This window comes from Kitasatospora sp. NPDC034035, from assembly GCF_055575755.1.
The window spans coordinates 106,528-129,911 of sequence record NZ_JBVISA010000001.1 but is presented as its reverse complement, the minus strand read 5'-3'; the positions used below and the strand labels follow the sequence as shown (position 1 = coordinate 129,911).

The following is a 23,384-nucleotide window of genomic DNA, read 5'->3' as shown; positions in this document are numbered from 1 at the left end:
TGCGGTCCGTAACGGGCCGTGTCCTGCGGCCCCCGGTGCTGCCCCGTGGCCCTACTCGGTCTGGACGGCGATCAGGCAGGTGTCGTCGTCGGTGTCGGCGGGGCTGAGTTCGAGCAGCCGGTCCAGGTACTGCTCCAGGTCCGGGCCGGGGGCTCCGGCCGCGCGGATCAGCTGCTCGACGGATTCCTCGACCGGGCGGTCCCGGCGCTCGACCAGCCCGTCGGTGTAGAGCAGCAGGACGTCCCCGGGGTCGAGCCGGGCGGTGCTCTCCCCGTACTGGGCGTCGTCCAGGGCGCCGAGCAGCACGCCGTGCGGCAGGGGCAGCACGTGGGCGCCGTCGGCGCCGAGCCGGATCGGCGGCAGGTGGCCGGCCCGGGCCCAGCGCAGCTCGCCGTCGGCCGGGTCGAGCAGCACGCAGACGGCGGTCGCGGTGACCTGCCCGGGTTCGCGCAGGGCGACGGCGTTGGCCCACTCCAGCAGCCGGCCCGGGCCGGCGCCGGTGACCGCGAGGCCGCGCAGGGCGTGCCGCAGCGCGACCATCCCGGTGGCCGCGCCGACGCCGTGTCCGGCCACGTCGCCGACCGCGAGGAGCACCCGTTTGTCGGGCAGCGGCATGACGTCGTACCAGTCGCCGCCGACCCGGTCGCGCTGGGCGGCGGGGCGGTAGCGGACGGCGGCGTGCACACCGGTGACGCCGAGCGGAGGCGGTGCGGCCGGGAGGATGGCCTGCTGGAGCCGCAGCGCCAGCTGCTCCCGTTCGGCGGACTCCTGCTCGCTGTCGGCGAGCCGCTCCCGGGTGGCGCCGAGCGCGACCTCCGTCCAGTGCTGGGCGGACACGTCGTGGTAGGCGCCGCGGATCGCGGTGAGCTGTCCGGCGTCGTCGAGTACGGGCTCGGCGATCACCCGGGTGAAGCGGTGGGTGCCGTCGGGCCGGTCGAGGCGGATGACGGCCGAGGCGGTGCGGTGGCGGTGCCGGACGGTGTCCAGCAGGCGGCGGATCGCGGGCCGGTCGTCCGGGTGGGTGTGCCGCGCGAGCCGGGCCAGCGGCACCGGCGCCGCGTCCGGCGGCAGCCCGTAGAGCTCGCGCAGCCCGTCGCTCCACCGGATCCGGCCCTCGACCGGCCGCTCCTCGAAGCCGGCCACCCGGACGAGCCGGTGGGCCTGGCGCAGCAGTGCGGTCCGCTCGTCCTCCTCGGCCCGCTCGTCGTCCAGCTGCCAGCACACCAGCAGTCGGCCGCCGAGCGGGACGACCGCGAGCAGGGCGGCGGCGGGGCCGGCGGGCCCGGTGTCCTGGAAGGCCAGCCGGACTCGTTCGGCCGGGCACGGCGTGCCCGTCTCGTACGCGTGGACCAGGCGGTCGAGCAGGCCCGCCGCGCAGGCGACCGGGTAGGACTCCAGCAGCGAGGCGCCCTCCAGCGTGTCCCGGGGGCGGCCGAGCGGGTCGCGGAACCGGGCGTTGAACCGCCGGATGGTGAAGTCGACGGCCCGGTCGTCCCGGACGACGGGTTCCAGCAGCAGGGCGGGGGTGAGCAGCCCCTCCAGGAGGGCGGCGGTCTCCTCGGGCGTCACGGGCTCGCGGGGCGGGCCGAGCAGGGTCGTGCAGAGGTCGGCGAGCGCGTACAGCCGGCGGTGCTGGGGCGGGCCGAGCGCCGGGGCGGAGCCGGACCAGACCAGCTCCAGGGCGCCCCGGCGGCGGCCCTGGTCGACCAGCGGGAGGACGGCCCGGGCGGAGCCGACGCCCACCGAGGGCGCGTCGGTCCCCGGCTCACCGGGCCACAGCGCCACCCCGCCGCCGATCACCCACTGCGCGGGGGTGAGGACGCCGGGCGGCACCCGGTCCCAGGCGGCGGTCTCGTCGGCGGACAGCCCGGCGTGCGCGGCGAGGGCGAGCACGCCGCCGGGCAGCCGCAGCCAGACGGCCACGGCACGGGCGCCGAGGGCCGCGCCGGTCTGGTCCAGCACGGCCTCGGCGGCGCGCTGCAGGTCGGACGCGGCGGCGAGCGCGGGCGCGACGGGCGGGCCGGTGTCGGGCAGGTCCGGGTCGAGCGCGTCGAGGTCGGACGCACTGCCGTCGGACGTACCGAGGTCGGACGTACCGACGTCGGGTGCACCGAGGTCGCGCGGGTCGGCGCCGGGGGCCCCGAAGGTTCCCGCCTCGGGGGCCGGCTCCGGGGCCGACTCCGGGGCCGGCTCCGGCAGCCCGGCGATGTCCGCCGCCAGCCCGGCGACCGGCACGCCCGCCTCCCGGGCCAGCCGGGCGAGGTACGCGGCGGCCTCGGCGACCCGCAGGCCGAGCCGCTCGGCCAGGATGCCGGTGGCGAGGTCGACGGCGGCCCTGGTCCGCGCCTCGGCGTGTGCCCGGGTGGCGGCCCCTTGCAGCCGCCGGACGGTCTCGGCCAACGCCCGGGCCGCGCGGTCCGCGGCCTCCCGCGCCGCGTCGCCCGCAGGTTCCTGCCCCGCGGCGGCGCCCACGGGCTGCGGCTCCGGGCGGTCCGCGGGTTCCCGCGCGGCGGTCATGGCGGGTCCGGTCGGCTCGTGGTCACGAGGCGTCCAGCCGGGTCCGCATGCGGTCGAGCAGGTGGACGGTGTCGACCGGCTTGGTGACGTGGTCGTCGGCGCCGGCGGCCAGGCTGCGGTCCCGGTCGCCGGGCATGGCCTTGGCGGTGACGGCGACGACGGGCAGCCGGTCGAAGCGGGTGTCGGCGCGGATCGCCTCGATGGCCGCGTAGCCGTCGAGTCCGGGCATCATGACGTCCATCAGGACGAGGTCGGTCTCCGGGTGGGCACGCAGCAGGTCGAGTCCGGCGCGGCCGTCGTCGGCGTGCAGGACGGTCAGCCCGTGCTGTTCCAGGGCCGCGGTGAGGGCGAAGACGTTGCGGATGTCGTCGTCGACGATCAGCACGGTCCGTCCGGCGAGCGGGTCGGCCCTCGGCGGGGCCGCCGGGTCCTGGACGGGATCCGCTCCTTGCGCCCCCGCCTCCCCCTTCGCCGCCGCCTCCCCCACCGCCGACGGCCCGTCGTCGAGCAGCCGGATCAGCCGCTCCCGCAGGTCGTCCAGTCCCCGGGCGCGCTCCACGCTCCCGGGTGTGTCGCCCTCGCCGCCGTACCCGAGCACGGGTGTGCCCACCGCCGCGGCCTCCGCCAGGGCGGGTGCGAGGCCGGCGGAGCGGGCGAGGTCGAGCAGCACGCACCGGTACGGGCCGCCGGCGAGCGCGTCCCGCAGCGCGGCCTCGTCGCCGACCCCGTCGACCCGCACCGGCGGTGCCGATCCGCCCAGTTCGGCGGCGGCGGAGCGGGCGAGCTGGGAAAGCAGGGCCGGCGGGTCCGGCTCGACCACCAGGACCTGCGGCGCGGCGTGCGGGTCGTGGTCCGACGGCTGTTCGGGGGCGCCGAGCGGCAGGTAGAGGGTGAAGCTGCTGCCCCGTCCGGCGGTGGAGCGGACGGTGATGGTGCCGCCGAGCAGCCGGGCGAGTTCCCGGCTGATCGACAGGCCGAGGCCGGTGCCGCCGTAGCGTCGCGCGGTGGAGCCGTCGGCCTGCTGGAAGGCGCCGAAGATGGTGTCCAGGTGGTCCGGGTCGATGCCGATCCCGGTGTCCTCGACGTGGAAGGCCACCGCCGCTTGCGGGCGGCCGAGTTCGGGCGGCAGGTCCGGCCCTTCGGCGCGTTCGATCCGCAGTTCGACCCGGCCGGCGTCGGTGAACTTGACGGCGTTGGAGAGCAGGTTGCGCAGTACCTGGCGCAGCCGGGCCTGGTCGGTGACGATCCGTTCCGGGACCGCCGGGCCGACGGTCACCTCGAAGGTGAGGCCCTTCTGGTCGGCCAGCGGCTCGAAGCCGGACTCCACGTACTCCAGCAGCTCGCGCACGGCGAAGGGTTCGGGGGTCAGCTCCATCTTCCCGGCCTCCACCTTGGAGAGGTCGAGGATGTCGTTGATGAGCTGGAGCAGGTCGGTGCCGGCCGAGTGGATCACGCCCGCGTACTCGACCTGTTTGGGGGTGAGGTTGCCGCCGGTGTTCTCGGCGAGCAGCTGGGCGAGGATGAGCAAGCTGTTGAGCGGGGTGCGCAGCTCGTGGCTCATGTTGGCCAGGAACTCGGACTTGTACATCGAGGCCAGGGTCAACTCCCGTGCGCGTTCCTCGAGTTCCTGGCGGGCCTGCTCGATCTCCAGATTCTTCGCCTCGATGTCGCGGTTGCGCTGGGCGAGCAGGGCGGCCTTGTCCTCCAACTCGGCGTTGGAGCGCCGTAGTTCCTGCTGTCCTTCCTGCAACTCCTCGGAGCGGGCCTGGAGTTCGGCGGTGAGCCGCTGGGACTCGCCGAGCAGCTCGTCGGTGCGGGCGTTGGCGAGCAGGGTGCCGATGTTGACGCCGCAGGCCTCGGTGAACTGCTCCAGGAAGTCGCGGTGGACCTCGGTGAAGGAGTGGACGGAGGCGAACTCCATGACGCCGATCAGCCACTCCTCCAGCGCGATCGGCAGGACGACGACCGAGCGGACGTCGGCGGCACCCGCGCCCGAGGCGACGGTGGCGTAGCCGGGCGGCAGGTCGTCCACGAGGACGGTCCGCCGGGTGCGGGCGGCCTGTCCGACCAGGCCCTCCCCCAGCCGCACCCGCCGTTCCTCCCCGGCCGGGCGGCCGTAGGCGCTGATCAGGGCCAGCTCGGTGCCGGCTTCGCCCTCCACGGCGAGGAAGAACGCGCCGTACTGGGCGCCGATCAGCGGGGTCAGCTCGTCGGTGATCATCTCGGCGACGGAGCGGATGTCCCGGCGGCCCTGGATGGCGGCGGAGAAGCGGGCCAGGTTGGACTTCAGCCAGTCCTGCTCCTGGCTGGCCAGGGTGGTCTCGCGCAGTGACCCGACCATGGCGTTGATGTTGTCCTTGAGCTCGGCGACCTCGCCGGAGGCGTCCACGCTGACCGAGCGGGTCAGGTCGCCGGCCGCGACGGCGCTGGTGACCTCGGCGATCGCCCGGACCTGCCGGGTCAGGTTGCCGGCCAGCTCGTTGACGTTCTCGGTGAGCCGCTTCCAGGTGCCGGCGACCCCCTCCACCCGGGCCTGGCCGCCCAGCCGGCCCTCGCTGCCGACCTCGCGGGCCACCCGGGTCACCTCGGCGGCGAACGAGGACAGCGTGTCCACCATGGTGTTGACGGTGTTCTTGAGCTCCAGGATCTCGCCGCGCGCGTCCACGTCGATCTTGCGGGTCAGGTCGCCCTCGGCGACGGCCGTGGTGACCTGGGCGATGTTGCGTACCTGGCTGGTCAGGTTGTGCGCCATGAAGTTGACGTTGTCGGTGAGGTCCTTCCACGTCCCGGCGACGTTGGGTACCCGGGCCTGGCCGCCCAGGATGCCCTCGGTGCCGACCTCGCGGGCCACCCGGGTGACCTCGTCCGCGAACACGGACAGGGTGTCGACCATGGTGTTGATCGCGTCGGCCAGGGCGGCGACCTCGCCCTTGGACTCGACGGTGATCTTCCGGGACAGGTCGCCCTTGGCCACGGCGGTCGCCACCTCGGACATCGAGCGGACCTGGCCGGTCAGGTTGGAGGCCATCACGTTGACGTTGTCCGTGAGGTCCTTCCACGTCCCGGAGACGCCCCGGACGGTGGCCTGGCCGCCGAGGTTCCCCTCGGTGCCGACCTCGCGGGCCACCCGGGTGACCTCGCCGGCGAAGGCGGACAGCTGGTCGACCATCGTGTTGATGGTCTCCTTCAGCTCGAGGATCTCGCCGCGCGCGTCCACCCGGATCTTCTGCGACAGGTCGCCCTCGGCCACGGCGGTGGTCACCGAGGCGATCGCCCGGACCTGGGCGGTGAGGTTGTCGGCCATGACGTTCACCGAGTCGGTCAGGTCGCGCCACGTCCCGGCGACGCCCGGCACCTGCGCCTGCCCGCCGAGCCGGCCCTCGCTGCCGACCTCGCGGGCCACCCGGGTCACCTCGGCGGCGAACGAGGACAGCGTGTCCACCATGGTGTTGACGGTGTTCTTGAGCTCCAGGATCTCGCCCCGAGCGTCCACCTCGATCTTCTGGGTGAGGTCGCCGCGCGCCACCGCCGTGGTCACCTGGGCGATGTTGCGCACCTGCCAGGACAGGTTGCCCGCCATCGCGTTGACCGCGTCGGTCAGGTCCAGCCAGGTCCCGGCCGCGTCCGGCACCTGCGCCTGGCCGCCGAGCCGCCCGTCGGTGCCGACCTCGCGCGCCACCCGGGTCACCTCGGAGGTCACCCGGGCCAGCTGGTCGGCCATCCCGTTGAAGACCTCGGCGATCTCCCCGAGCACGCCCGGCCGGTCCGGGGCGAGCCGGGTACGGAAGTCCCCGTCGCGTACGGCGGTCAGTCCCGCGAGCAACTGCCGCAGCGCCTGCTCGGCCGGGTCGGCCGCCGCGGCGCCGGGTACCGGGTGCTCGTCCATCCGTCCACCGTCCGGATCGCTCACACGGCCGGGGTGCGCCGTCCGGGCACCTCGGGTCCGGGGACGGCGGGGTCCACCGCCCTGCTCCCACTGTGCCACTGCGGGCCCCGGGGCCGCAGGTGGGGCAGGCGGTGCGGGCCGGGGCAGGCGGGCAGGCCGGGGGAAGGGAAACGATACAGGCGGCCCGGCCGGGAGCCGCGCCGGGCGGGCTCAGTCCGGCACGGCCTCGCGGATCACGAAGGCGTCGGTAACCCCGGTGAGTTCGAGCATGCGCAGGATCAGCGGCCTGGGCCGGGCCAGCTCGAACCGGCTCCCCTCGAGGGCGGCCCGGGCCTTGGACCGGAGCAGGGCGTTGAGCCCGGTGGAGTCGCAGAACTCCAGCCCGGCGCAGTCGATCACGATGACGGCGGCCGGCCCGGCGAGGGCGCCCTCGACGGCGGACCGCAGGTCGGCCACCGAGTCCAGGTCCAGCTCGCCGTAAAGGACCAGCACGGTGCCCCGGGCCCACGGCCTGGCCTCGACGACGAGCCCTTCGACCCGATCGGCGGCCGGGCTCCCGGCCCACTGCGGGCGCTTCGTCATGAGCCTCGGGCTCCTCTCGCCGCGTCCGGGCCCCGGAGCCCGGTGCTCCCTGCCCGCTGACGCCTGCGACAGCGCGGTTATCCCGTTCGGGCCGAAGGAAACACCCGAGGCCGCGGACGGGGCGGACGGGAGGGACAGCTGCGGCGCCGAGGGGCAGCCGTCAGCCCCGGACGGAGCCGACGGGCGGGCCCGCCACCTCCAGCCAGACCAGCTTCCCGCCGCCCTCCGGCTCCGAGCCCCAGGACCGGGAGAGCCGGTCCACCACCCGCAGCCCGTGCCCGCCCGGCCGACCCGGGTCGGCGTACGGGCGCAGCCTCGGCGGCACCGGGCTCGCGTCCGCGACCTCGACCCGCAGCCGCTCGCCGTCCCAGCGCAACCGCAGCTCACGCGGGCCGCCGGGGGCGTGCAGACAGGCGTTGGTGACCAGCTCGGAGACCATCAGCAGGACGTCCTCGACCACCAACTGCCGCTCCTCGTCGGCGGTCGGCAGCCAGTGCCAGGACCGCAGCACCTGCCGGCTGAACGCACGGCTGCGCTGCACCGCACCGGCGCTGCCCGCGAGCATCAGACGCCGGATCTGCTCCGGTCCGGGCAGCTCGCCGTCGCCGAGCCGGTCCACGGCCGCCCTCCTCACGTCCGCTCGGGCGGAGCGGCGGGCCCGGCGGTGCCCCGCGGCGCCTTGAGCGCCGAACCGAGGTCGGGGTGGATCCGCAGCACGGTGTCGGCCCCGGTGACCGCGAGGAGCCGCGCCACGACGGGGCTCGGGCCGGCCAGCTCCAGCCGCAGCCCGGCCGCCTGCGCGTCCAGGTGCGCGCGGAGCAGGACGTTCAGGCCGGTCGAGTCGCAGAACCGCAGGTCGGTGAAGTCGATCACGATCCGTTCGACGCCGTCCGGCGGTGGCCCGGCGAGCGCGGCGCGCAGCGCATCGGCCGTGTCGTGGTCCAGTTCCCCGGCCACGGTGACGACCCGTACCGGGCCCTCGTCGGCCACCGCGACGCGCAGGTCGCCGAACGCGTGGTCTCCGGCGGGCTCGCAGGGTTTCTCGGATGGCCCCTCGGATGGCCGTGGCATGGCTCGCTCCCGGTCGGGTCGGGACGGCGGTGCGCCGTCGGGACCATCATCGCGCGCGCCCTGGCGGGCCGCGCGGACGGCCGTCCCCGGACCCGGCCGCCGCCTAGCGACGGCCGGAAGCGCTGTCCGTCGGACGTCCACGACCCGCGTCTGCCCCGGCTCGCCGTGGCCACACCGGCAGAACCGCCGAGGTCGGACGTCAGGGAACCGCGGGGCCGGACGTCAGGGAATCCCGGCCGGACGTGACGGAACCGCGGGGCCGGACGTCAGAGCGTGCCGTGACGGGGAAGCCGCCCCGGTGGCGGGGCCGGTGCCGCACGCACACGGCCGCCACCGCGAGAACCCCGAGAGGGCACGCGGGAGAACCCCGAGGAGGACGAGCCGCCCGTGAGATTCCTCGACCGCAGCACCGCCGGGCACCAGCTCGACCAACGGCTCGCCCCGCTCCTCGACGGCCGGTCCCGTCACCGGGTGGTGGTCCTGGGCCTCGCCCCCGGCGGGCTGCCGGTGGCCGCGGAGGTCGCCGGGGCCCTGGACGCCCCGCTCGACGCCGCAGTGGTCCGGCCGCTGGTCGTCCCCGGCTGCGACCACCCGATCGGCGCGATCGCCGACCGCGACCCGCCGCTGTTCGACCGGTACACCCTGACGATCCTCGGTGTCACCGCGGCGCAGCTCGGCGCGAGCGTCCAGCGCGAGCGCGTCGAGGTGCACCGTCGCGAGTCGCTGTACCGCCAGGGCCGGTCCCGGCACCCCCTGCACGGGCGGACCGCGGTCCTGGTCTTCGACGGCCTGACGGACGCGCTCACCGCCCGCGCCGCCGTCCACGCCGTCGCCGCCGAACACCCGGACCGGCTGATCCTCGCGGCGCCGGTCGGCGACGCCCGGATCGCGGCCGACCTGCGGCGGGACGTGGACGAGCTGGTCTGCCTCCACCTGCCCCGCTACGCGCACGCCGGCCCCTGGTACGACGAGTTCCACGACGTCACCGACCGCGAGGCCGCCGTCCTGCTGCGGCGGCACGCCGTGTCCGTCCTCCCCGGGTCCGTCGGCGAACGGACCTGAGGAGGCCTCACCGCCGCCCGGCCGCCGTGCCCCAGTCCATTTGCCCGATGAGACGGATGCGGACCATCCTCTGTCCATGGAACGCACGGAACGCACGGAGTCCCCGGCACCCCCGGAATGCCCCCGGCACGTCATCGACCTGGGTGAGGTGACGCTGCGCCGCTTCGCCGGCGAGGCCGACTTCCCCGAGTTCTTCGCGGTCATCGAGGAGTCGGTGGAGCACCTGCGGCCGTGGATGCCGTGGGTGGCCGAGCACAGCCGCGCCAAGACCACCGAGTACCTGGCCACCCGGGCTGAGCGCTGGGCGAGCGGGCAGGACTTCGCCTACGCGATCGTGCTGGACGGCGCCATCGTCGGCGCCTGCGGGTTGTACCGGCGCGACGACGCCCCGGACGACGGCCTCGAGATCGGCTACTGGCTCCACCCCGCCGCCATCGGGCGCGGTCTGGCCACCCGGGCCGCGGCGGCCCTGGTCGACCAGGCCTTCGACCTCCCTGGGGTCGAGTGCGTCGACATCGTCCACGACCCGGGCAACCGGGCCAGCGGCGCGATCCCGGCCCGCCTCGGCTTCACCGTGCACCTGCGTCGCCCCTCCGAGGCGATCGCTCCGGCCGAGACCGGCGAGGAGCAGGTGTGGCGGCTCACCCGCGAGCAGGCCGCCGCGAACGCCCGGCGGTGACCCGTTCGGTGATCCGAGCGGTGGCCCCGGCGGTCCGCCGTCGTGGGGGAAACGTGCGGACCGCCGGGCGCGTCCGGCCGGACGGGACGATCCGGCGGCGCGGCGGGAACGGACGCGGTGGAGGCCGCGCCTCCGCGCGGAGCGCCCCATCTCGAACTCCGCAGCCCCGCCGCGGACCTCACCCGCGGCATCGTGCGTCCGTTCCCGTGCCTGGGAGACCCCACCGGGCCGCAGCGATAACACTTTCATCGGATCGCCCCGCACAGCGCTGAATTGACGGACAGTCATACCGGCTGCGGAATCCGCCGACACCCGGTCAGGAAGCTTGTACCGAACCGTCCGTTTCCTGATACTTCCGGTCAGCGCCTGTCAGGGGCAGATCATCCGTCGTGCTACCGGACAGCACAGCCGGAGCCCGCCCACCGTCTGACCGCGCCTCCCGGCCCCCAACCCCCCAGGGGCCGTACTCCCAGGAGGAGATCGGTGAGGACCAAGCGCGGGACCCCCCGCACCGGCACCACTCGACGCCGTACCCGCCTGCTCGCCGTGGCCCTCGGCCTGCTGACCGCCACCGCGGTCGCCGTGCCGGGCGCCGCGGCGGCCCCCACCCACACCGCCGAACCCGGACAGCTCGCGGCCGTCAGCGACGCCGTCCTGCACGCCGAGGTCGACGGCACCGCGTGGTACGTCGACGAGGCCGCCGGACGCGTCGTGGTGACCGCCGACAGCACCGTGTCCACGGAAGCGCTCGACCGGATCACCCAGGCGTCCGGCGGCGACGCGTCCGTCCTGACCGTCCGCCGCGTCCCCGGCACCCTCGCCCCGCTGCTCGCCGCCGGCGACGCCATCTACGGCGGCCAGTACCGCTGCTCGCTCGGCTTCAACGTGGCGGACGCCGGCGCCCACTACTTCCTCACCGCCGGGCACTGCGGGAACGTCGCCCCCCAGTGGTACACGGACGCCGCCCGCACGACGTCGGTCGGAGCCACCGTCGCCTCGACCTTCCCGAGCCACGACTACGCGCTGGTCCGCTACGACAACTCCGCCCTGAGCCACCCCGGCGGCTTCACCTCCGCGCCGAACGCGTTCGTCGGCGAGGCGGTCAAGCGCACCGGCTCGACGACCGGCACGCACGGCGGCAAGGTCACCGGGCTCAACGCCACCGTGCGCTACAGCGGCGGCGGCACCGTGCGCGGCCTGATCCAGACCGACGTGTGCGCCGAGCCCGGCGACTCCGGCGGCCCGCTCTACGACGGCGCCAAGGCACTCGGCATCACCTCGGGCGGCAGCGGCGACTGCACGGTGGGCGGCACGACCTTCTTCCAGCCGGTCAACGCGGCGCTCGCCGCGTACGGGGTCAACGTGTACTGATCCCCCGCGACCCTGAGACGTCGAGACCCTGAGCCGCCCGGACCCTGCCGTCCAGACCTTGAGCCGTCGAACCGACGAACCGACGAACCGACCAGCCGCCGGCCCCGTTGCGCGCAGCAGCGGGGCCGGCGGCCGTGTGCGGCCCGGTCAGCCCGCGTACACGTCCTCGACGTACCGCCCGGCCTCGATCAGTCCCTGCAGCCAGGCCTGCGCCCGCTGCTCGTCGGCCCCCGGCGTCCGCTCCCGGTGCAGTTCCCGGAAGGCCGCCCGGACGCCCGGCGCCATCCGCCCGCCGTCGCCGCACACGTACACCTCGGCGCCCGCCGCGAGCAGCTCCCAGACCTCGGCGGCCTCCGCCGCGAGGCGGTCCTGCACGAAGCGCCGCCCGTCCTGCGGCCGCTCGCTGAAGGCGGGCCGCATCGAGACCGCGCCGGCCCGGTCGGCCGCCTCCAGCTCGGCCCGGTGCAGGTAGTCCGCTTCGGCGGCGTCGCAGCCGAAGTACAGCAGGGCGGGGGCGAGTTCGGCCCCGTCGGCGAGCAGCGCGCGGCGGTCGGCGACGGCGCCCCGGAAGGGCGCCAGGCCGGTGCCGGCCGCGATCATGATCACCGGGGTGCGGTGGCCGATCCGGAACGCCTCCCGGCAGGGCTGGACCCGGGCGAGCACGGTGTCGCCGACCGCGAGCCGGGCGAGGTGGCCGGAGCCGGTGCCGCGGAAGGTGCCCCGCCCGGAGCGGGCCGGGGCGCTGAGCACGGAGACCATCAGGTCCACCTCGCCCGCGCCGCCGGTCGGCGAGGAGGAGATCGAGTAGTGCCGGGGCCTGATCGGCGGCAGCAGCTCCAGCAGCACCGGCCAGGTCAGGCTCCCCTGCAGGGCCGGGTGGTCCTCGATCAGGTCCAGCAGGGTGCGCGGGTCGTCCTCGGGCAGCGCGCGCAGCGCGGCCTGCTCGGGCGGACAGGGGTTGCGGGCGGCCAGCGCGGCGCGCTGCTCGGCGGTCGGGCGGTCCTGCAACTCGACGTGGTGGGTGAGCAGGTCGCGCACCGTCAGCGGGCGGTCGAGGGCCAGGCCGGTGCGCCGGTGGGCCACGATGTTGAGCACGGTCTGCGGGTCGGCGCCGAACAGCTTGGCCGCGCGCTCGACCAGAGCCGGGTCGTTGGCCGGGAGCACCGTGAGGTGGTCGGCGGTCCGGTAGCCGGCGCCCTCGGGCAGGGCCAGCCGGACCAGGCGCTTGACCCGGGGGTAGCCGGGGTCGGTCAGGCTGTCGACGGCGGTGACGGTCAGCTCGGTCATGTCGTGCCGGGCGGCCAGCGCGGCCAGCGGACCGCCGGCCACCTCGGTCACCGTGTACGCGGCCTCCTGCCACGGCGCGGCCGGGGCGTCGGCGTCCCCGTACCGCTCCAGCAGGGCGACGCGCAGCGCCTCGGTGAACTGCCGCACGGTGCCGGCCAGGTCACCGGAGGCGTCGGCCTCGGCGCGGGCGAGCAGCCGGGTGCCGCCGAGGGCGGCGAGCCGGTCGTCGATCAGGACGGGGACGCGCTGGTAGGTGGCGGCGTAGGTGCGGTCGCCGATGCCGAGCACCGCGTACTCCACGCCGTCCGCCACGCCGCCGGCAGCGCCGTCCTCCGGGCCGTCCTCCTGGAGGCGGCGGACGAAGAGGGCCGCGTCGTCCGTCGGCTGCCCGTTGTACGAGGCGGCCGTGATCACCACCGGACGGTCGGTGGGCAGCCCGTCCGCGTACGCGTCCAGCGGGGCGATCGCGGTGTCGCAGCCGAGGTCGGCGGCGGCCTCCGCGAGCTGCCGGCTGAACTCGCGGCAGGCGCCGTAGTTGGAGCCGTGCAGGAGCAGCAGCCCGGTGCCCTGGCGGACCCGGCCGGGGCGCTCGGCGGCCGCGCCGGTCCGCGGGTCCGCGCCGGTGGCCGGCTCGGCGGCCGGGGGGACGGGCGTGCGCCGGGCGAGGCCGAGGGTGAACTCGTCGGGCTTGATGGTGAGCGTCTGCTTGATGGTCAGCCGGTAGTCGGCGTGGTCGATCAGCCGGTAGCGGTGGACCAGCATGCCGAGCAGCATGGTGGCCTCGTGCAGCGCGAACTGCCTTCCGATGCAGGCGCGTTCGCCGGTGCCGAAGGGCTTGAAGGCGTGCGGGGAGCGGGCCGCCTCGGGCTCGGTGTCGAACCGGGACGGGTCGAACAGCTCCGGGTTGTCGCCCCACGCGGAGTCGCGGTGCAGCATCGGGGTCGACACGAAGACCGTCTCCCCGGCGCGCAGCGGGATCCGTCCGCCGAGCAGGGTGTCCTCGCGCGCCTCGCGGCTGAAGGCGGGCGCGGTGGGCCACAGCCGCAGCGCCTCGTTGAGCACCTGCCGGGTGTACCGCAGGCGTCCGACGTCCTCGTACGAGGGCTCCGGGTCGGCCTGGCCGCCCCAGAGGGCGTCCACCTCCCGCTGCACCTCGCGCAGCACGGCCGGGTGCTTGACCAGGTAGTACATCGCGAAGGACAGCGCGCCCGAGGTGGTCTCGTGGCCGGCGATCAGGAAGGTGATCACCTGGTTGCGGATGTTCTCGGCGTCCAGCCGGGTGCCGTCGGAGGGACGCACCGCGCCGAGCATCAGGCCGAGCAGGTCCTCGGCCGGGCCCTGCTCGTCCTCCCCGGCGCGGGCGGCGATCACCTCGTCGACGACGTTGGCCAGGTAGTCGGCGTCGGCCCGGAAGGCCGCGTCGCGCTCGCTGTGGTCCAGCTCCGGGTCGCGGGTGAGCTGGGTCATCGCCCACTCCAGGCAGCGCACCATCGCGTCGACGAACGGGTGCGGTTCGTCCCGCTCGAAGGAGCCGAAGTCGAAGCCGAAGCCGGCCAGCCCGATGGTGTCCAGCGTCATCCGGGTCATGTCGCCGGGCACGTCCACGGGCAGCGCGGCGGCCTCCCGGCGGTCCCAGGAGTCGATCACCCGGCGGGCCACCCGCAGCATCACCGGGTGGTAGGTGCGCATCGAGCCGAGCGCGAAGGCGGGCATCAGGATGTCGTGCGCCCGGGCCCAGTTGGGCTCGTCGTTGTACGCGGTGAACAGGCCGTCGCCGGTGAACTGGCGGACGTTGACCAGGCCCGGGCCGATCGACTTGGTGAACCGGGTCTCGTCGGCCAGCTCCTCGACCAGCTCCAGGCCGCTGACCACCAGGGTGTCCCGGCCGTGCAGCCGCTGGACGAAGGCCGGGCCGTGCGCTCTGGCCAGCTCCATGGTCCGCAGCATCGGGGCGGCGATCGGCGGCGCCGACGAGATGTCCACCAGGGGGACGGCCGGGGTCTCGCTCGCGGCTCCGCTCCCGGCTCCGTCCCGGGTCTCGGCCCCGGCTTCGGCCGTCGCCCCGTCGCTTGCCCCGTTCCTCGTCTCGGTCATCATCTCGGTCATGGTGGGTCCCTCCCGCAGCGGAAAAGTTCGGCTCTCCCACTCTGTGCCCACCGGGAGGGAGGACCGGCCGTGATCACTACATGATTGTGTAGTACCCGGAGCGTCCGCGGGCTTGCCTACGAACCGTCAGCTCCGGCTGCGCGGATGCCACGGGGAGGAGAGGCCGGAGATGCAACCGACCGAGGACTGCGGTCCGGTACCGGGGAGCCCGCAGGACGCGGCGGTGATCTGGCGCAACCGGGCGTTGCGCCTGCTCGACCACGTGCCGATGCCGATCGCGGTGGTCGAGTTCGGCGGCCGGGTCCTGATCGTCAACCGCGCGATGGCGGCCGAGTTCGGCCTGCTGCCGGGGCAGTTGCGCGAGCGGAAGATCCTGGAGTTCTTCACCCTCCAGGACAGCGACACGCTGCAGGCACTCGCCGAGGCGGTCCGGCTGCACCGCCGCTCGCGGTACCCGGCCCGGGTCTCCTGGACGCCCGCGGACGGCGGCGAACGGCACGGCGAGATGACCGTCGACCTGGTCGGCGACACCCCGGAACAGACCCCGAACCTGCTGCTCTCCCTGCGGACCGTCGAGGCACCCCGGGAGGTGCCGCCGCCGGGCCCGCAGGTCGAGGTCAGCCCGGTCGAGGCCCGGATCCTCGCCGCGGCCGCCCGGGGCGCCACCACCGCGCAGATCGCCCGGGAGATCGGCCTCACCGCGGACGGCGTCAACTACCACCTCGCCCGGCTCTCCCGGCGCTGGCGGGTGCCCAACCGCACCGCCCTGGTCGCCCGCGCCTACGCCACCGGCGTGCTGGCCGCCGACACCTGGCCCCCCGAGCCCGCGGCCTGGTGAGAGCCCGGCGACGGGCGCCGAAACGCCCCGAACGGGTGACGGCGAGCTTCGGCCCGGCTACGCCTGGGCAGCCGCCCCGGGCGGACGGAGCGCTTCGAGGAGGAGGACGGCTTGCGCCAGGACGAGGACCGGACCAGCGGCGACCGGGCGGAGGCGGGCCGGGCGGGCCGGGCCTGCGGCGTCAGGCGGGTGTGCAGCGCAGCGCCGCCCACAGGTCGAGCCGGTCCTCCAGCTTCAGCAGGCTGCGGCCGGTGAGCTCCTCGATCCGCTTCATCCGGTAGTGCACGGTGTTGACGTGGAGGTGGAGCGCCTCGGCCGTCCTGGACCAGGAGGCGCTGTGCCGGAGGAAGGCGTCCAGGGTGTCCAGCAGGGAGACGGTGTTGGTCCGGTCGTGCTCGATCAGCGGCGCGAGGAGCCGGCGGCGGAAGTCCGCGGTGATCTCGGCGGGGACGCCCCGGAGCAGCGTTTCGAGGGAGGTGATCCGCGCGCAGCGGCCGACCGTCCCGGGCGGCTCGACGTGGAGCGCGTAGCGGGCCTGGACGAGCGCGGTCCTGAGGGCCCCGGCGGCCGGTTCGACGGTGGAGCCGATGCCCAGGCGCAGGCGCCGTCGGCCGGTCAGTCCGGCTTCCAGGCGGGGGAGGACGCGCTGCAGGGTCTCCGCGATCCGGGCTTCCGGGGCCGGGGACAGGGCCGCCGCGCCGCCCCGGCCGTCGGGGGCGGCGACGAAGGGGGCGGACAGTTCGTGGAGGGCCTCGGCGAGGGCGGCGGCCGTCCAGGTCGCGGGGGCGCCGTCGATCCGCGCGGCGACCGGGGTCAGGCTCTGGTGCGGGGGCAGGCCGGAGAGGGCGAGCGCGCGTTCGGCCTCGGCCTCGGTGTCGGCGCCGGAGTCGAGCAGTTCGATCAGCCGGGTGCCGGTCTGCCGCTGGGCGGTGGCGGTGGCCCGGTCGCGGGTGGCGAGCGGGGTGAGCAGTTCGGCCAGGCCGTGCAGCATGGCGGTGGCGGTGGGGCCGGGTTCGGTGTGGGGCTGCAGCAGCCAGCCGTCGAAGGGTGACTCGCCGGGCGGGCCGACCGGGACGGGCGTGGCCGCGGCTCGGGCTGCGGTTCGCGATGCGGAGGGCGCCGAGGAGTGCGCAGAGGTGTGCGCCGAGGAGTGCGCAGAGGAGTGCTCCGAGGAGGCCAGCACCCGGCCGGAGCCCGTGGTCAGGAAGCAGCCGGGCAGTCCGAGGTCGGTCACGGCCCGCTCCAGGAGGTCGTCCAGGGAGGCCTCGGTGCGGAGGAGCTGGGTCAGGGCGCGCCGGGCGGCGGCCGGGAGGGCCGCCTGCCCCTCGGCGTGCGCCTGAAGGTCGCCCCACAGGCGCAGGTAGACGCGGTCGGTGACGGAGCGGAAGCTGGTTCCGGCCGGGACCGACAGCAGGGGTACGCCGTGCCGGCGGCAGGCCTCGACCAGTTCCGGCGGGACGGTGCCGTGGGTGCCCTCGCCGGCGAGGAGCGCGGCGACCTCGGCGGTGCGCAGCGAGTTGGCGAAGCGCATCGCCGCCTGGCTCTCGTCCGGCCGCCACCAGACCAGTCCGGAGAGGACCAGTTCGCCGCGCTGCAGGTAGCGCGCCGGGTCCTGCAGGTCGGTGGAGGTCACGCCGGTCACCTCGCGGTCGAGTTGGTGGGGGCTCGCCCAGGCGACCTCGATGTGGAGGTCGTCCAGCTCCAGGAGGTCTCCGACGATCATGTTGTTGCTCCTTGTGCGCCATGTGCGGCATGGGGGTCTCGCACATGCGATGGCTGACGCGTATCAGGCATCGTAAACACAAGGACTAGGGTGCGGTTTTCCTCTTGTGTGATCACCTGACGGCGAGGGCTGCGGAGGGGGCCGTGGTCCGGCGGTCCCGACAGTGGACCGCCGCCCGGACTGCCCCGGGCCGCCTCCCGGGCCACGTCCCGGACCGTCCCGGGCCGCCTCCCGCTCACGGCGCCGCGGGCCGCCGGCGGTGCTTGTCGAGGGCCCGCCAGACCTTGTCCCGCAGGAACGGCGCCTCGGTGAAGCGGATCCCGGTGGCGTCCCGCAGGGCGTTGGCGAAGGCCGGCGGCACCGGGTTGAACGGGCTCTCCGACATCGACTTGGCACCCAAGGGCCCGATGGCGTCCGAGGTCTGCGAGAAGTGCACCTCGGTGCGCGGCACGTCCGCGAAGGCGGGCAGCCGGTAGCGGCGGAACGCCGCCGTGCTGACCTCGCCGCGGTCGTCGACCAGGACCTGCTCGAACAGCGTCGCGCCGAGGGCCTGGGCGACGCCGCCCTCGACCTGGCCGCGACACTGCAGCGGGTTCATCACCTTGCCGGCGTCGGCGCCGTGGACGCTGCGCAGGATCCGGATCTCACCGGTGTCCGGGTCCACCGCGATCCGGAACCACTGGGAGTTGAACGCCACCGAGCGCGGTGAGCCGCCGAAGTGGCCGTCGGCACTGAGCTCCACGCCCTGCCCGCGAGCCGCCTCGAAGACCTCCTTGAGCGCGACCGCCCGCCCGTCGCACTCGACCGCGTCGGCGGTGAGCCGCAGCAGGCCGCGCGGAGTGCGGGCGTACTCCGCGGTGAAGGAGAGGATCCGCTCGGCGAGCGCGTCGGCGGCCTTCATCACGGCCTTGCCCGCGACGACGGTCCCGGCGGAGCCGAAGGCGCCGGTGTCGTGCTTCACCACGTCGGTGTCGGACTGCCGGATCGAGATCCGGTCGAGCGTGGTGCCGAGGGCTCCGGCGGTGATCTGTTGGTGCACGGTGGTGGTGCCGTTGCCGAACTCCGCGGTGCCCACCGCGATGTCGTACGTGCCGTCCTCCAGCAGTTTCACCGTCGCGTCGGCGATGTGGCCGCCGGGCGGGCCGCAGGCGATGGCCGCCATGGCGAAGCCCTGGCCGACCAGCCAGCCCTCGGGGGCGAGTTCGGCGCTGGTGTCGTGCGCGAGGGCGTTGCGGACCACCTGGAGGCACTGGTCGAGTCCGTAGGAGGCGATGTGGAGGTCCTCCTCCTCGCCGAGCGGGCCCTCCATGTGCTCGCCGGGGCCGATGACGTTCCTCTCCCGGAGCACCAGCGGGTCGAGGCCCAGCCGCCGGGCGAGTTCGTCCATCGCCGACTCCACGGCGAAGGTGACCTGGCCGAGACCGTAGCCGCGGAACGCGCCGGCGGGCACCGCGTTGGTGTAGACGGAGTAGGCGTCGACCTTCTTGTGCGGCGCCCGGTAGACGCCCATCGACTCGCCGATGCTGTGGAACATCACGGCCGGCCCGTGGTTGCCGTACGCGCCGGTGTCGGCAACCACCCGGAAGCGCAGGGCCGTCAGGGTGCCGTCGCTCCTGGCGCCCAGCTTGACGGTGATCGTGAACGGGTGCCGGGTGGTGGCGCCGTGGAACTGCTCGGCGCGGGTGAACTCCAGCTTGACCGGCCGGTGCAGCCGCAGCGCCGCCAGCACCGCGATGTCCTCGGTGAGCATCTCCTGCTTGCCGCCGAACCCGCCGCCGACCCGGCCCGCCACCACCCGGACCCTGTCCATCGGCAGGTCGTAGAGGTCGCACAGGGCGCGCCGGGTGAGGAAGGGCACCTGGGTGGAGGAGCGCACCACGATCCGTTCCTCCCCCGTCTCCTCGCTCTCCTCGAAGTACGCGACGCAGCCGTGCGTCTCCAGGCTGGCGTGCTGCACCCGCTGGGTGCGGAAGGTCTCCTCGTAGACCACGTCGGCCTCGGCGAAGCCCCGTTCGACGTCGCCCAGTTCGCCGTGCGCCTCGCCGCAGACGTTGTCCCCGGGCCGGGCGATCCGGGACTCCGGGCCCTTGGGGTGGATCACCGGGGCGCCCGGCCGCATCGCCTCCTCCGGGTCCAGGACGTACGGGAGTCGCTCGTAGGTGACGGCGATCCTCCGGCAGCCCTCCTCGGCGGCACCCTCGCTCTCGGCGACCACGGCGGCCACCCGCTGGCCGACGAAGCGGACCACGTCGTCCAGCACCCGGGTGTCGTCCGGGTCCTCGGTCGGGTGCTCGTGGCGGGCCGTGGAGTACAGCCTGTCCGGCGCGTCCTCGTGGGTGAACACCGCGACCACGCCGGGGACGCGCAGCGCGTCCGAGGTGTCGATGGCGGTGATCCGGGCGTGCGGGTGGGGCGAGCGCAGCAGCTTCATGTGCAGCAGCCCGTCCACCGCCAGGTCGAAGGTGTAGCGGGCGGTGCCGGTCACCACCTGCGGCCCTGCGGGGGCGCCCGGGCTGCGGCCGACGGCCTGGCCGGCGCAGGGCCGTTCGGTGTGCCGAACGCCGCGGACGGCGTCCTCGATCGCCCGGTAGCCGGTGCAGCGGCACAGGTTGCCCTTCAGCGCCCTCGGCAGGTCGGCGAGGTGCTCCTCGTCGAAGGCGGAGGCCGTCATCAGCATGCCGGCCGTGCAGAAGCCGCACTGGAAGCCCTGGGCGTCCAGGAACTTCTGCTGCAGCGGGTGGAGTTCGCCGCCCTTCTCGGCCAGGCCCTCCACGGTGGTGACGGCCCGGCCCTCGGCGCGCAGCGCCGGGTAGAGGCAGCTGTGCACCGGCTCGCCGTCCACCTGCACGGTGCAGGCGCCGCAGTCGCCCGCGTCGCAGCCCTTCTTGACCCCGAACCAGCCGCGGTCGCGCAGGTAGGTGCGCAGGCACTGGCCGGCGCGCGGCTCGGCGTCGAAGTCCTCGCCGTTGACCCGGATGGAGAAGCTCACCGTCCGTCCTCCTCGTCGGCGTGGTGCCCGTCGACCAGTTCGCGGCGGACCTCCTCGGAGAGGCGGAAGGTCATGTGCCGCCGCCAGGCGGGGTGTCCGTGGATGTCGTCGACGTACTCCTCGGGCGCGATGCCGTAGCCGATCGCCTCGCGCACCGCCGCCGCGTTGGGCGGCAGCGGGAAGCGCAGCCGGACGGGGCGCACGGTCGAGGCCGTGACCGTCAGCGCCAGCTCGCCGTCGAGCGGGTCGCGGGTGCCGATGAGCAGCGCGCCCGAGCGGCCGAGCCCGTAGAGGGAGGCCTGCCGGAAGGCCGTGCGCCGCTCCAGGGCCCGGGCGGGCAGGAGGATCGAGCGGAGCAGTTCACCGGGGCGCAGGTCCTTCACCCCCGCGCCGACGACGAAGTCCGCCACGGGGACCTCGCGCACTCCCCCGTCCTGGGACAGCAGGGTGCAGACGCCGTCCAGGGCGGCGGTCAGCGAGATCATCGGCCCGGCCGGCAGCCCGTTGCACAGGTTGCCGCCGACGGTGGCCATGTGCCAGATCTTCCAGGACGCGAGGAACGCCCGGCAGCACTGCTCGACGAGCGGGGCCGTCGGCCGGTCCAGGGTCCGGGCGAAGCGCGACAGTTGGGCGATCGTGCAGGTCGCCGCGATCTCCAGGTCGCCGGCGGGCGTCAGCCGCACCGGCTCCCAGCCCATCCGGCTCAGGTCGATCAGCCGCCGGATGTGCGGCTGCGGCTCGGAGAACAGGTACGTCCCGCCGCCGAGCCAGGCGTCCCCCGGGCGCCAGCTCCCGCGCCGCCGCGCGTCGCGCAGCTCCACCACCGTGTTCAGGTCCACGTTCCGTCACCGTCCTCGATTGCTCGATTGATCGACACGGCGATTGAAGCAACGCGCCACCGGGCGGAACGAGTGGTCGCACGCACCAGCCTCGGGCGGCCGGACTGGACGATCGACCAGCGCATGGACATGTCGCGGTGGTGGCCGACGCCACTGGTCCGGGCCCTGCGGCGGGTCGGGGGCAGCGGGCGGGGCCGGGCGCGGGCTCAGCCGTCCGTGCGTCGGACGGCCTCGATGAAGCCCCTGGTGGAGGGCCCGGAGAGCGGGCGGCCGTAGTGTTCCCCGACCTGGTCCAGGGGGGTCAGTGCGGTGGTCCAGCCGTGCCGGTCGAGCCAGCCGTGGGTGTCGGGGCCGAGGCCGCCGCGCCACAGGTCGGTGATGTGGGCGAGGGACGGGTCGTGCGGTGCGGCGCTGACGTCCCCGCCCTTCTCCAGCAGCAGGCGGCTGCCGGGGGCGGCCAGGCCGGCGACCGCCGTGAGCAGTCCGGCGGCCTCCTCGGGCGTGAGGTAGACCAGCAGGCCCTCCGCCAGCCAGGCCGAGCGGCGCGACGGGTCGAACCCGGCCTCGACCAGCCGGGCGGGCCAGTGCGGGTCCAGCAGGTCGGCGGACAGGGTGGTGCGCTCGCTCCTCGGCGCGGCACCGAGCCCGTCGAGGACCTGTTCCTTGAAGGCCAGCACCGGGGCCAGGTCGAGTTCGAACACCCGGGTGCCGGCGGGCCAGTCCAGCCGGTAGGCGCGGGTGTCGAGGCCCGCCGCGAGCAGCACGACCTGGTCGGCTTCGGCGGCGAGGAGGCGGTCGTCGTAGTGGCGGGTGCGCAGGATGCCGTGCGCGACCAGGGCCCTGGCGAGGCCGCTGCCCTGGCCGGCTGCGGGCAGCGGCAGCGCGGCGGCCGTGACGAAGGCGGCGGCGTACGGGTCGACGAAGAGCGGGTCGGGGCGGGCGCTCTCGTAGGCCCGCACCCGGGCGACGGACAGGGAGGTGCGGGACACCGGGCTCAGCGGTTCGGAGGTCGTCATGCCCGCAATGTACATCGCCACCGATACATCGGTGAAGATGTATTATGGCGGCATGGACGGCGTGCAACTCCTCAGACTCGGCAAGCGGTTGACCGAGCTCGGCCGCGCGATGATCACCGACCCGGCCTCCGCGCACCTCACCGCCGGCGAGATCGCCGTGATCTCCGACGTGTACCGCCACCCCGCCACCTCCGTCCAGGAGATCCGGGTCCGCACCGGCTTCGCCCAGAGCCACGTCTCCGTCTCCGTCGCCCGACTGCGCGAGGCCGGCCTGCTCGACGCCGCCGCCGACCCGGCCGACGGGCGGCGCACCCTGCTGACCGTCTCCGAGCGCGCCCGGACCGCCATCCGCGCCCGCGTCGCGCAGCCCGCCGAGCCGGTCATCTCGAAGGCCGTCCCGGACCCGGACCAGGCCCGCCGGGTCACCGAACTGCTCGACGAACTCGCGGGCCTCCTGCTGCGCTGACCAGCGGACCCGGCCGGATTTCCACAACTGCGCTACAAGGAGCCCGGTCTGCTTTCCCGTCAGCCGTCTCCCTGGAATCATCCCCACTGGGCATCGGGGAGGTGCCCGGGACGCGATCGATGGGGGTTGCGATGAACGCTCGGATCAAGGACGCGCGGCCGCCCGGCCGGCCCCGAGTCCTGGCGGCGGTCGGCCGCACGCTGGCCCGGGGCCTGCTCCTGCTGGCGGGCCTGGCCACCGTCTTCGTCGCCTTCAGCTGGTTCGTGGGCGGCTACCGCTCGGTGGACGCCTACCTCGCCGCCCCGGACTGCGGAACGGCGGCGGCCGCGCCCGGCGCGGCCTGCGTACGCCACGAGACGGGCAAGGTCACGGCGGGGAATGTCGACAACAGCGGCGACTCCACCAGCTACGAGCTGACCGTGGCCCGGGAAACGGCGCGCAGCCACACCTTCGACGTCGGCGAGGCCTTCTACGACGAGGTCGCCATCGGCACGGACGTGGACCTGAAGATCTGGAACGGCCGGGCGGTCGAGGTCTCCTGGCACGGGCACCGCGCCTCGGTACCCGACATCCCCTGGCTGACCTGCCTCAAGGTGGCCCTCCTGGTCGGAGCGGGGACGGCCCTGACCCTGTACGGCCTGGCCTGGCCAAGCGCGAGCGCCCAGGCGGTACCGCCGGCCACCGCCCTCGGGATCGCCTTCGTCTCCCTCCTCGGCAGCTTCACCCTCTGCCTCGCCCAGTGGCCCCTCGTCGTCACCCTGGCCCTCCCCATCCTCGCCTGGCTGCTCTTCACCGCCGTCACCACGGTGGTCGCCCTCGAGGACTGACCCTCCGATCCCGACCGGACCTTGACCCCGCTCCGGTCACGTCCGGGTCCGCGAGCGACTCACCACGTCATCGCCGGCGAGCCGGCTGCCCGGGGGCGTGCCCTCGGGAACGGCGGGCGGCGAGG

Annotated in this window: 16 protein-coding genes; 6 read left to right on the top strand and 10 right to left on the bottom strand. The window is 74.8% G+C overall.

Annotated features, from left to right (window positions below):
• Positions 1–51 precede the first annotated feature (51 nt).
• The 5 genes from ACZ52J_RS00530 to ACZ52J_RS00510 form a co-directional block, all read right to left on the bottom strand.
• The gene (locus tag ACZ52J_RS00530; protein WP_465614829.1) at positions 52–2,517 is read right to left on the bottom strand and encodes a PP2C family protein-serine/threonine phosphatase; all 2,466 of its coding nucleotides are present in this window, start codon (positions 2,515–2,517) and stop codon (positions 52–54) included.
• 22 nt (positions 2,518–2,539) lie between these two features.
• Entirely contained in the window at positions 2,540–6,403 is a 3,864-nt protein-coding gene (locus tag ACZ52J_RS00525) for a HAMP domain-containing protein (RefSeq protein WP_465614828.1), read from the bottom strand.
• Between the two features lie 210 nt (positions 6,404–6,613).
• On the bottom strand, positions 6,614–6,985 hold the full coding sequence (locus ACZ52J_RS00520) for an STAS domain-containing protein (RefSeq protein WP_465614827.1): 372 nt from the start codon (positions 6,983–6,985) through the stop codon (positions 6,614–6,616).
• Between the two features lie 160 nt (positions 6,986–7,145).
• Positions 7,146–7,604 carry an ATP-binding protein gene (locus ACZ52J_RS00515; RefSeq protein ID WP_396288247.1) on the bottom strand — a complete coding sequence of 153 codons (459 nt, stop codon included), beginning with the start codon at positions 7,602–7,604 and terminating at the stop codon, positions 7,146–7,148.
• A gap of 11 nt (positions 7,605–7,615) precedes the next feature.
• The gene (locus ACZ52J_RS00510; protein ID WP_465614826.1) at positions 7,616–8,056 is read right to left on the bottom strand and encodes an STAS domain-containing protein; all 441 of its coding nucleotides are present in this window, start codon (positions 8,054–8,056) and stop codon (positions 7,616–7,618) included.
• A 387-nt stretch (positions 8,057–8,443) separates the two neighbouring features.
• Between ACZ52J_RS00510 and ACZ52J_RS00505 the strand changes: the two genes are divergently transcribed.
• The 3 genes from ACZ52J_RS00505 (at position 8,444) to ACZ52J_RS00495 (ending at position 11,168) form a co-directional block, all read left to right on the top strand.
• Positions 8,444–9,118: a phosphoribosyltransferase gene (locus ACZ52J_RS00505; protein ID WP_465614825.1), complete on the top strand. Its 675-nt coding sequence runs from the start codon at positions 8,444–8,446 to the stop codon at positions 9,116–9,118.
• A gap of 76 nt (positions 9,119–9,194) precedes the next feature.
• A complete protein-coding gene (locus ACZ52J_RS00500; protein WP_465614824.1) occupies positions 9,195–9,797 on the top strand; it encodes a GNAT family N-acetyltransferase in 603 nt (200 codons plus the stop codon).
• Between the two features lie 483 nt (positions 9,798–10,280).
• The gene (locus ACZ52J_RS00495) at positions 10,281–11,168 is read left to right on the top strand and encodes a S1 family peptidase (RefSeq protein WP_465614823.1); all 888 of its coding nucleotides are present in this window, start codon (positions 10,281–10,283) and stop codon (positions 11,166–11,168) included.
• Positions 11,169–11,315: 147 nt separating this feature from the next.
• On the opposite strand, the gene ACZ52J_RS00490 is transcribed toward ACZ52J_RS00495, so the two are convergent.
• Positions 11,316–14,561: a bifunctional cytochrome P450/NADPH--P450 reductase gene (locus ACZ52J_RS00490; protein WP_465614822.1), complete on the bottom strand. Its 3,246-nt coding sequence runs from the start codon at positions 14,559–14,561 to the stop codon at positions 11,316–11,318.
• A gap of 169 nt (positions 14,562–14,730) precedes the next feature.
• Between ACZ52J_RS00490 and ACZ52J_RS00485 the strand changes: the two genes are divergently transcribed.
• Positions 14,731–15,399, top strand: coding sequence for a LuxR C-terminal-related transcriptional regulator (locus tag ACZ52J_RS00485; RefSeq protein ID WP_465614821.1), 669 nt, complete (start codon positions 14,731–14,733; stop codon positions 15,397–15,399).
• A 181-nt stretch (positions 15,400–15,580) separates the two neighbouring features.
• Here ACZ52J_RS00485 and ACZ52J_RS00480 read toward each other — a convergent pair whose 3' ends face one another.
• The 4 genes from ACZ52J_RS00480 to ACZ52J_RS00465 form a co-directional block, all read right to left on the bottom strand.
• Positions 15,581–17,122 (bottom strand): PucR family transcriptional regulator, encoded by a 1,542-nt coding sequence (locus ACZ52J_RS00480; protein WP_465614820.1) that lies wholly within the window; start codon positions 17,120–17,122, stop codon positions 15,581–15,583.
• Positions 17,123–17,357: 235 nt separating this feature from the next.
• Positions 17,358–20,111 (bottom strand): molybdopterin-dependent oxidoreductase, encoded by a 2,754-nt coding sequence (locus ACZ52J_RS00475; RefSeq protein ID WP_465614819.1) that lies wholly within the window; start codon positions 20,109–20,111, stop codon positions 17,358–17,360.
• The gene (locus ACZ52J_RS00470; protein WP_465614818.1) at positions 20,108–20,950 is read right to left on the bottom strand and encodes an FAD binding domain-containing protein; all 843 of its coding nucleotides are present in this window, start codon (positions 20,948–20,950) and stop codon (positions 20,108–20,110) included. The genes ACZ52J_RS00475 and ACZ52J_RS00470 overlap by 4 nt, the downstream gene beginning before the upstream one ends.
• 206 nt (positions 20,951–21,156) lie before the next feature.
• A complete protein-coding gene (locus tag ACZ52J_RS00465) occupies positions 21,157–21,966 on the bottom strand; it encodes an SAM-dependent methyltransferase (protein WP_465614817.1) in 810 nt (269 codons plus the stop codon).
• Here ACZ52J_RS00465 and ACZ52J_RS00460 point away from each other — a divergent pair.
• Both ACZ52J_RS00460 and ACZ52J_RS00455 read left to right on the top strand, forming a co-directional pair.
• On the top strand, positions 21,965–22,432 hold the full coding sequence (locus ACZ52J_RS00460; protein WP_465614816.1) for a MarR family winged helix-turn-helix transcriptional regulator: 468 nt from the start codon (positions 21,965–21,967) through the stop codon (positions 22,430–22,432). The genes ACZ52J_RS00465 and ACZ52J_RS00460 overlap by 2 nt on opposite strands.
• A gap of 131 nt (positions 22,433–22,563) precedes the next feature.
• Positions 22,564–23,259: a hypothetical protein gene (locus ACZ52J_RS00455; protein ID WP_465614815.1), complete on the top strand. Its 696-nt coding sequence runs from the start codon at positions 22,564–22,566 to the stop codon at positions 23,257–23,259.
• Positions 23,260–23,384: the final 125 nt, after the last annotated feature.

Excerpts from the sequence above, each read along its gene's own strand:
- ACZ52J_RS00530 (WP_465614829.1), bottom strand. The coding sequence starts at position 2,517 with ATGACCGCCGCGCGGGAACCCGCGGACCGCCCGGAGCCGCAGCCCGTG.
- ACZ52J_RS00525 (WP_465614828.1), bottom strand. The coding sequence starts at position 6,403 with ATGGACGAGCACCCGGTACCCGGCGCCGCGGCGGCCGACCCGGCCGAG.
- ACZ52J_RS00520 (WP_465614827.1), bottom strand. The coding sequence starts at position 6,985 with ATGACGAAGCGCCCGCAGTGGGCCGGGAGCCCGGCCGCCGATCGGGTC.
- ACZ52J_RS00510 (WP_465614826.1), bottom strand. The coding sequence starts at position 8,056 with ATGCCACGGCCATCCGAGGGGCCATCCGAGAAACCCTGCGAGCCCGCC.
- ACZ52J_RS00500 (WP_465614824.1), top strand. The coding sequence starts at position 9,195 with ATGGAACGCACGGAACGCACGGAGTCCCCGGCACCCCCGGAATGCCCC.
- ACZ52J_RS00490 (WP_465614822.1), bottom strand. The coding sequence starts at position 14,561 with ATGACCGAGATGATGACCGAGACGAGGAACGGGGCAAGCGACGGGGCG.
- ACZ52J_RS00485 (WP_465614821.1), top strand. The coding sequence starts at position 14,731 with ATGCAACCGACCGAGGACTGCGGTCCGGTACCGGGGAGCCCGCAGGAC.
- ACZ52J_RS00480 (WP_465614820.1), bottom strand. The coding sequence starts at position 17,122 with ATGATCGTCGGAGACCTCCTGGAGCTGGACGACCTCCACATCGAGGTC.
- ACZ52J_RS00460 (WP_465614816.1), top strand. The coding sequence starts at position 21,965 with ATGCCCGCAATGTACATCGCCACCGATACATCGGTGAAGATGTATTAT.
- ACZ52J_RS00465 (WP_465614817.1), bottom strand. The coding sequence starts at position 21,966 with ATGACGACCTCCGAACCGCTGAGCCCGGTGTCCCGCACCTCCCTGTCC.
- ACZ52J_RS00455 (WP_465614815.1), top strand. The coding sequence starts at position 22,564 with ATGAACGCTCGGATCAAGGACGCGCGGCCGCCCGGCCGGCCCCGAGTC.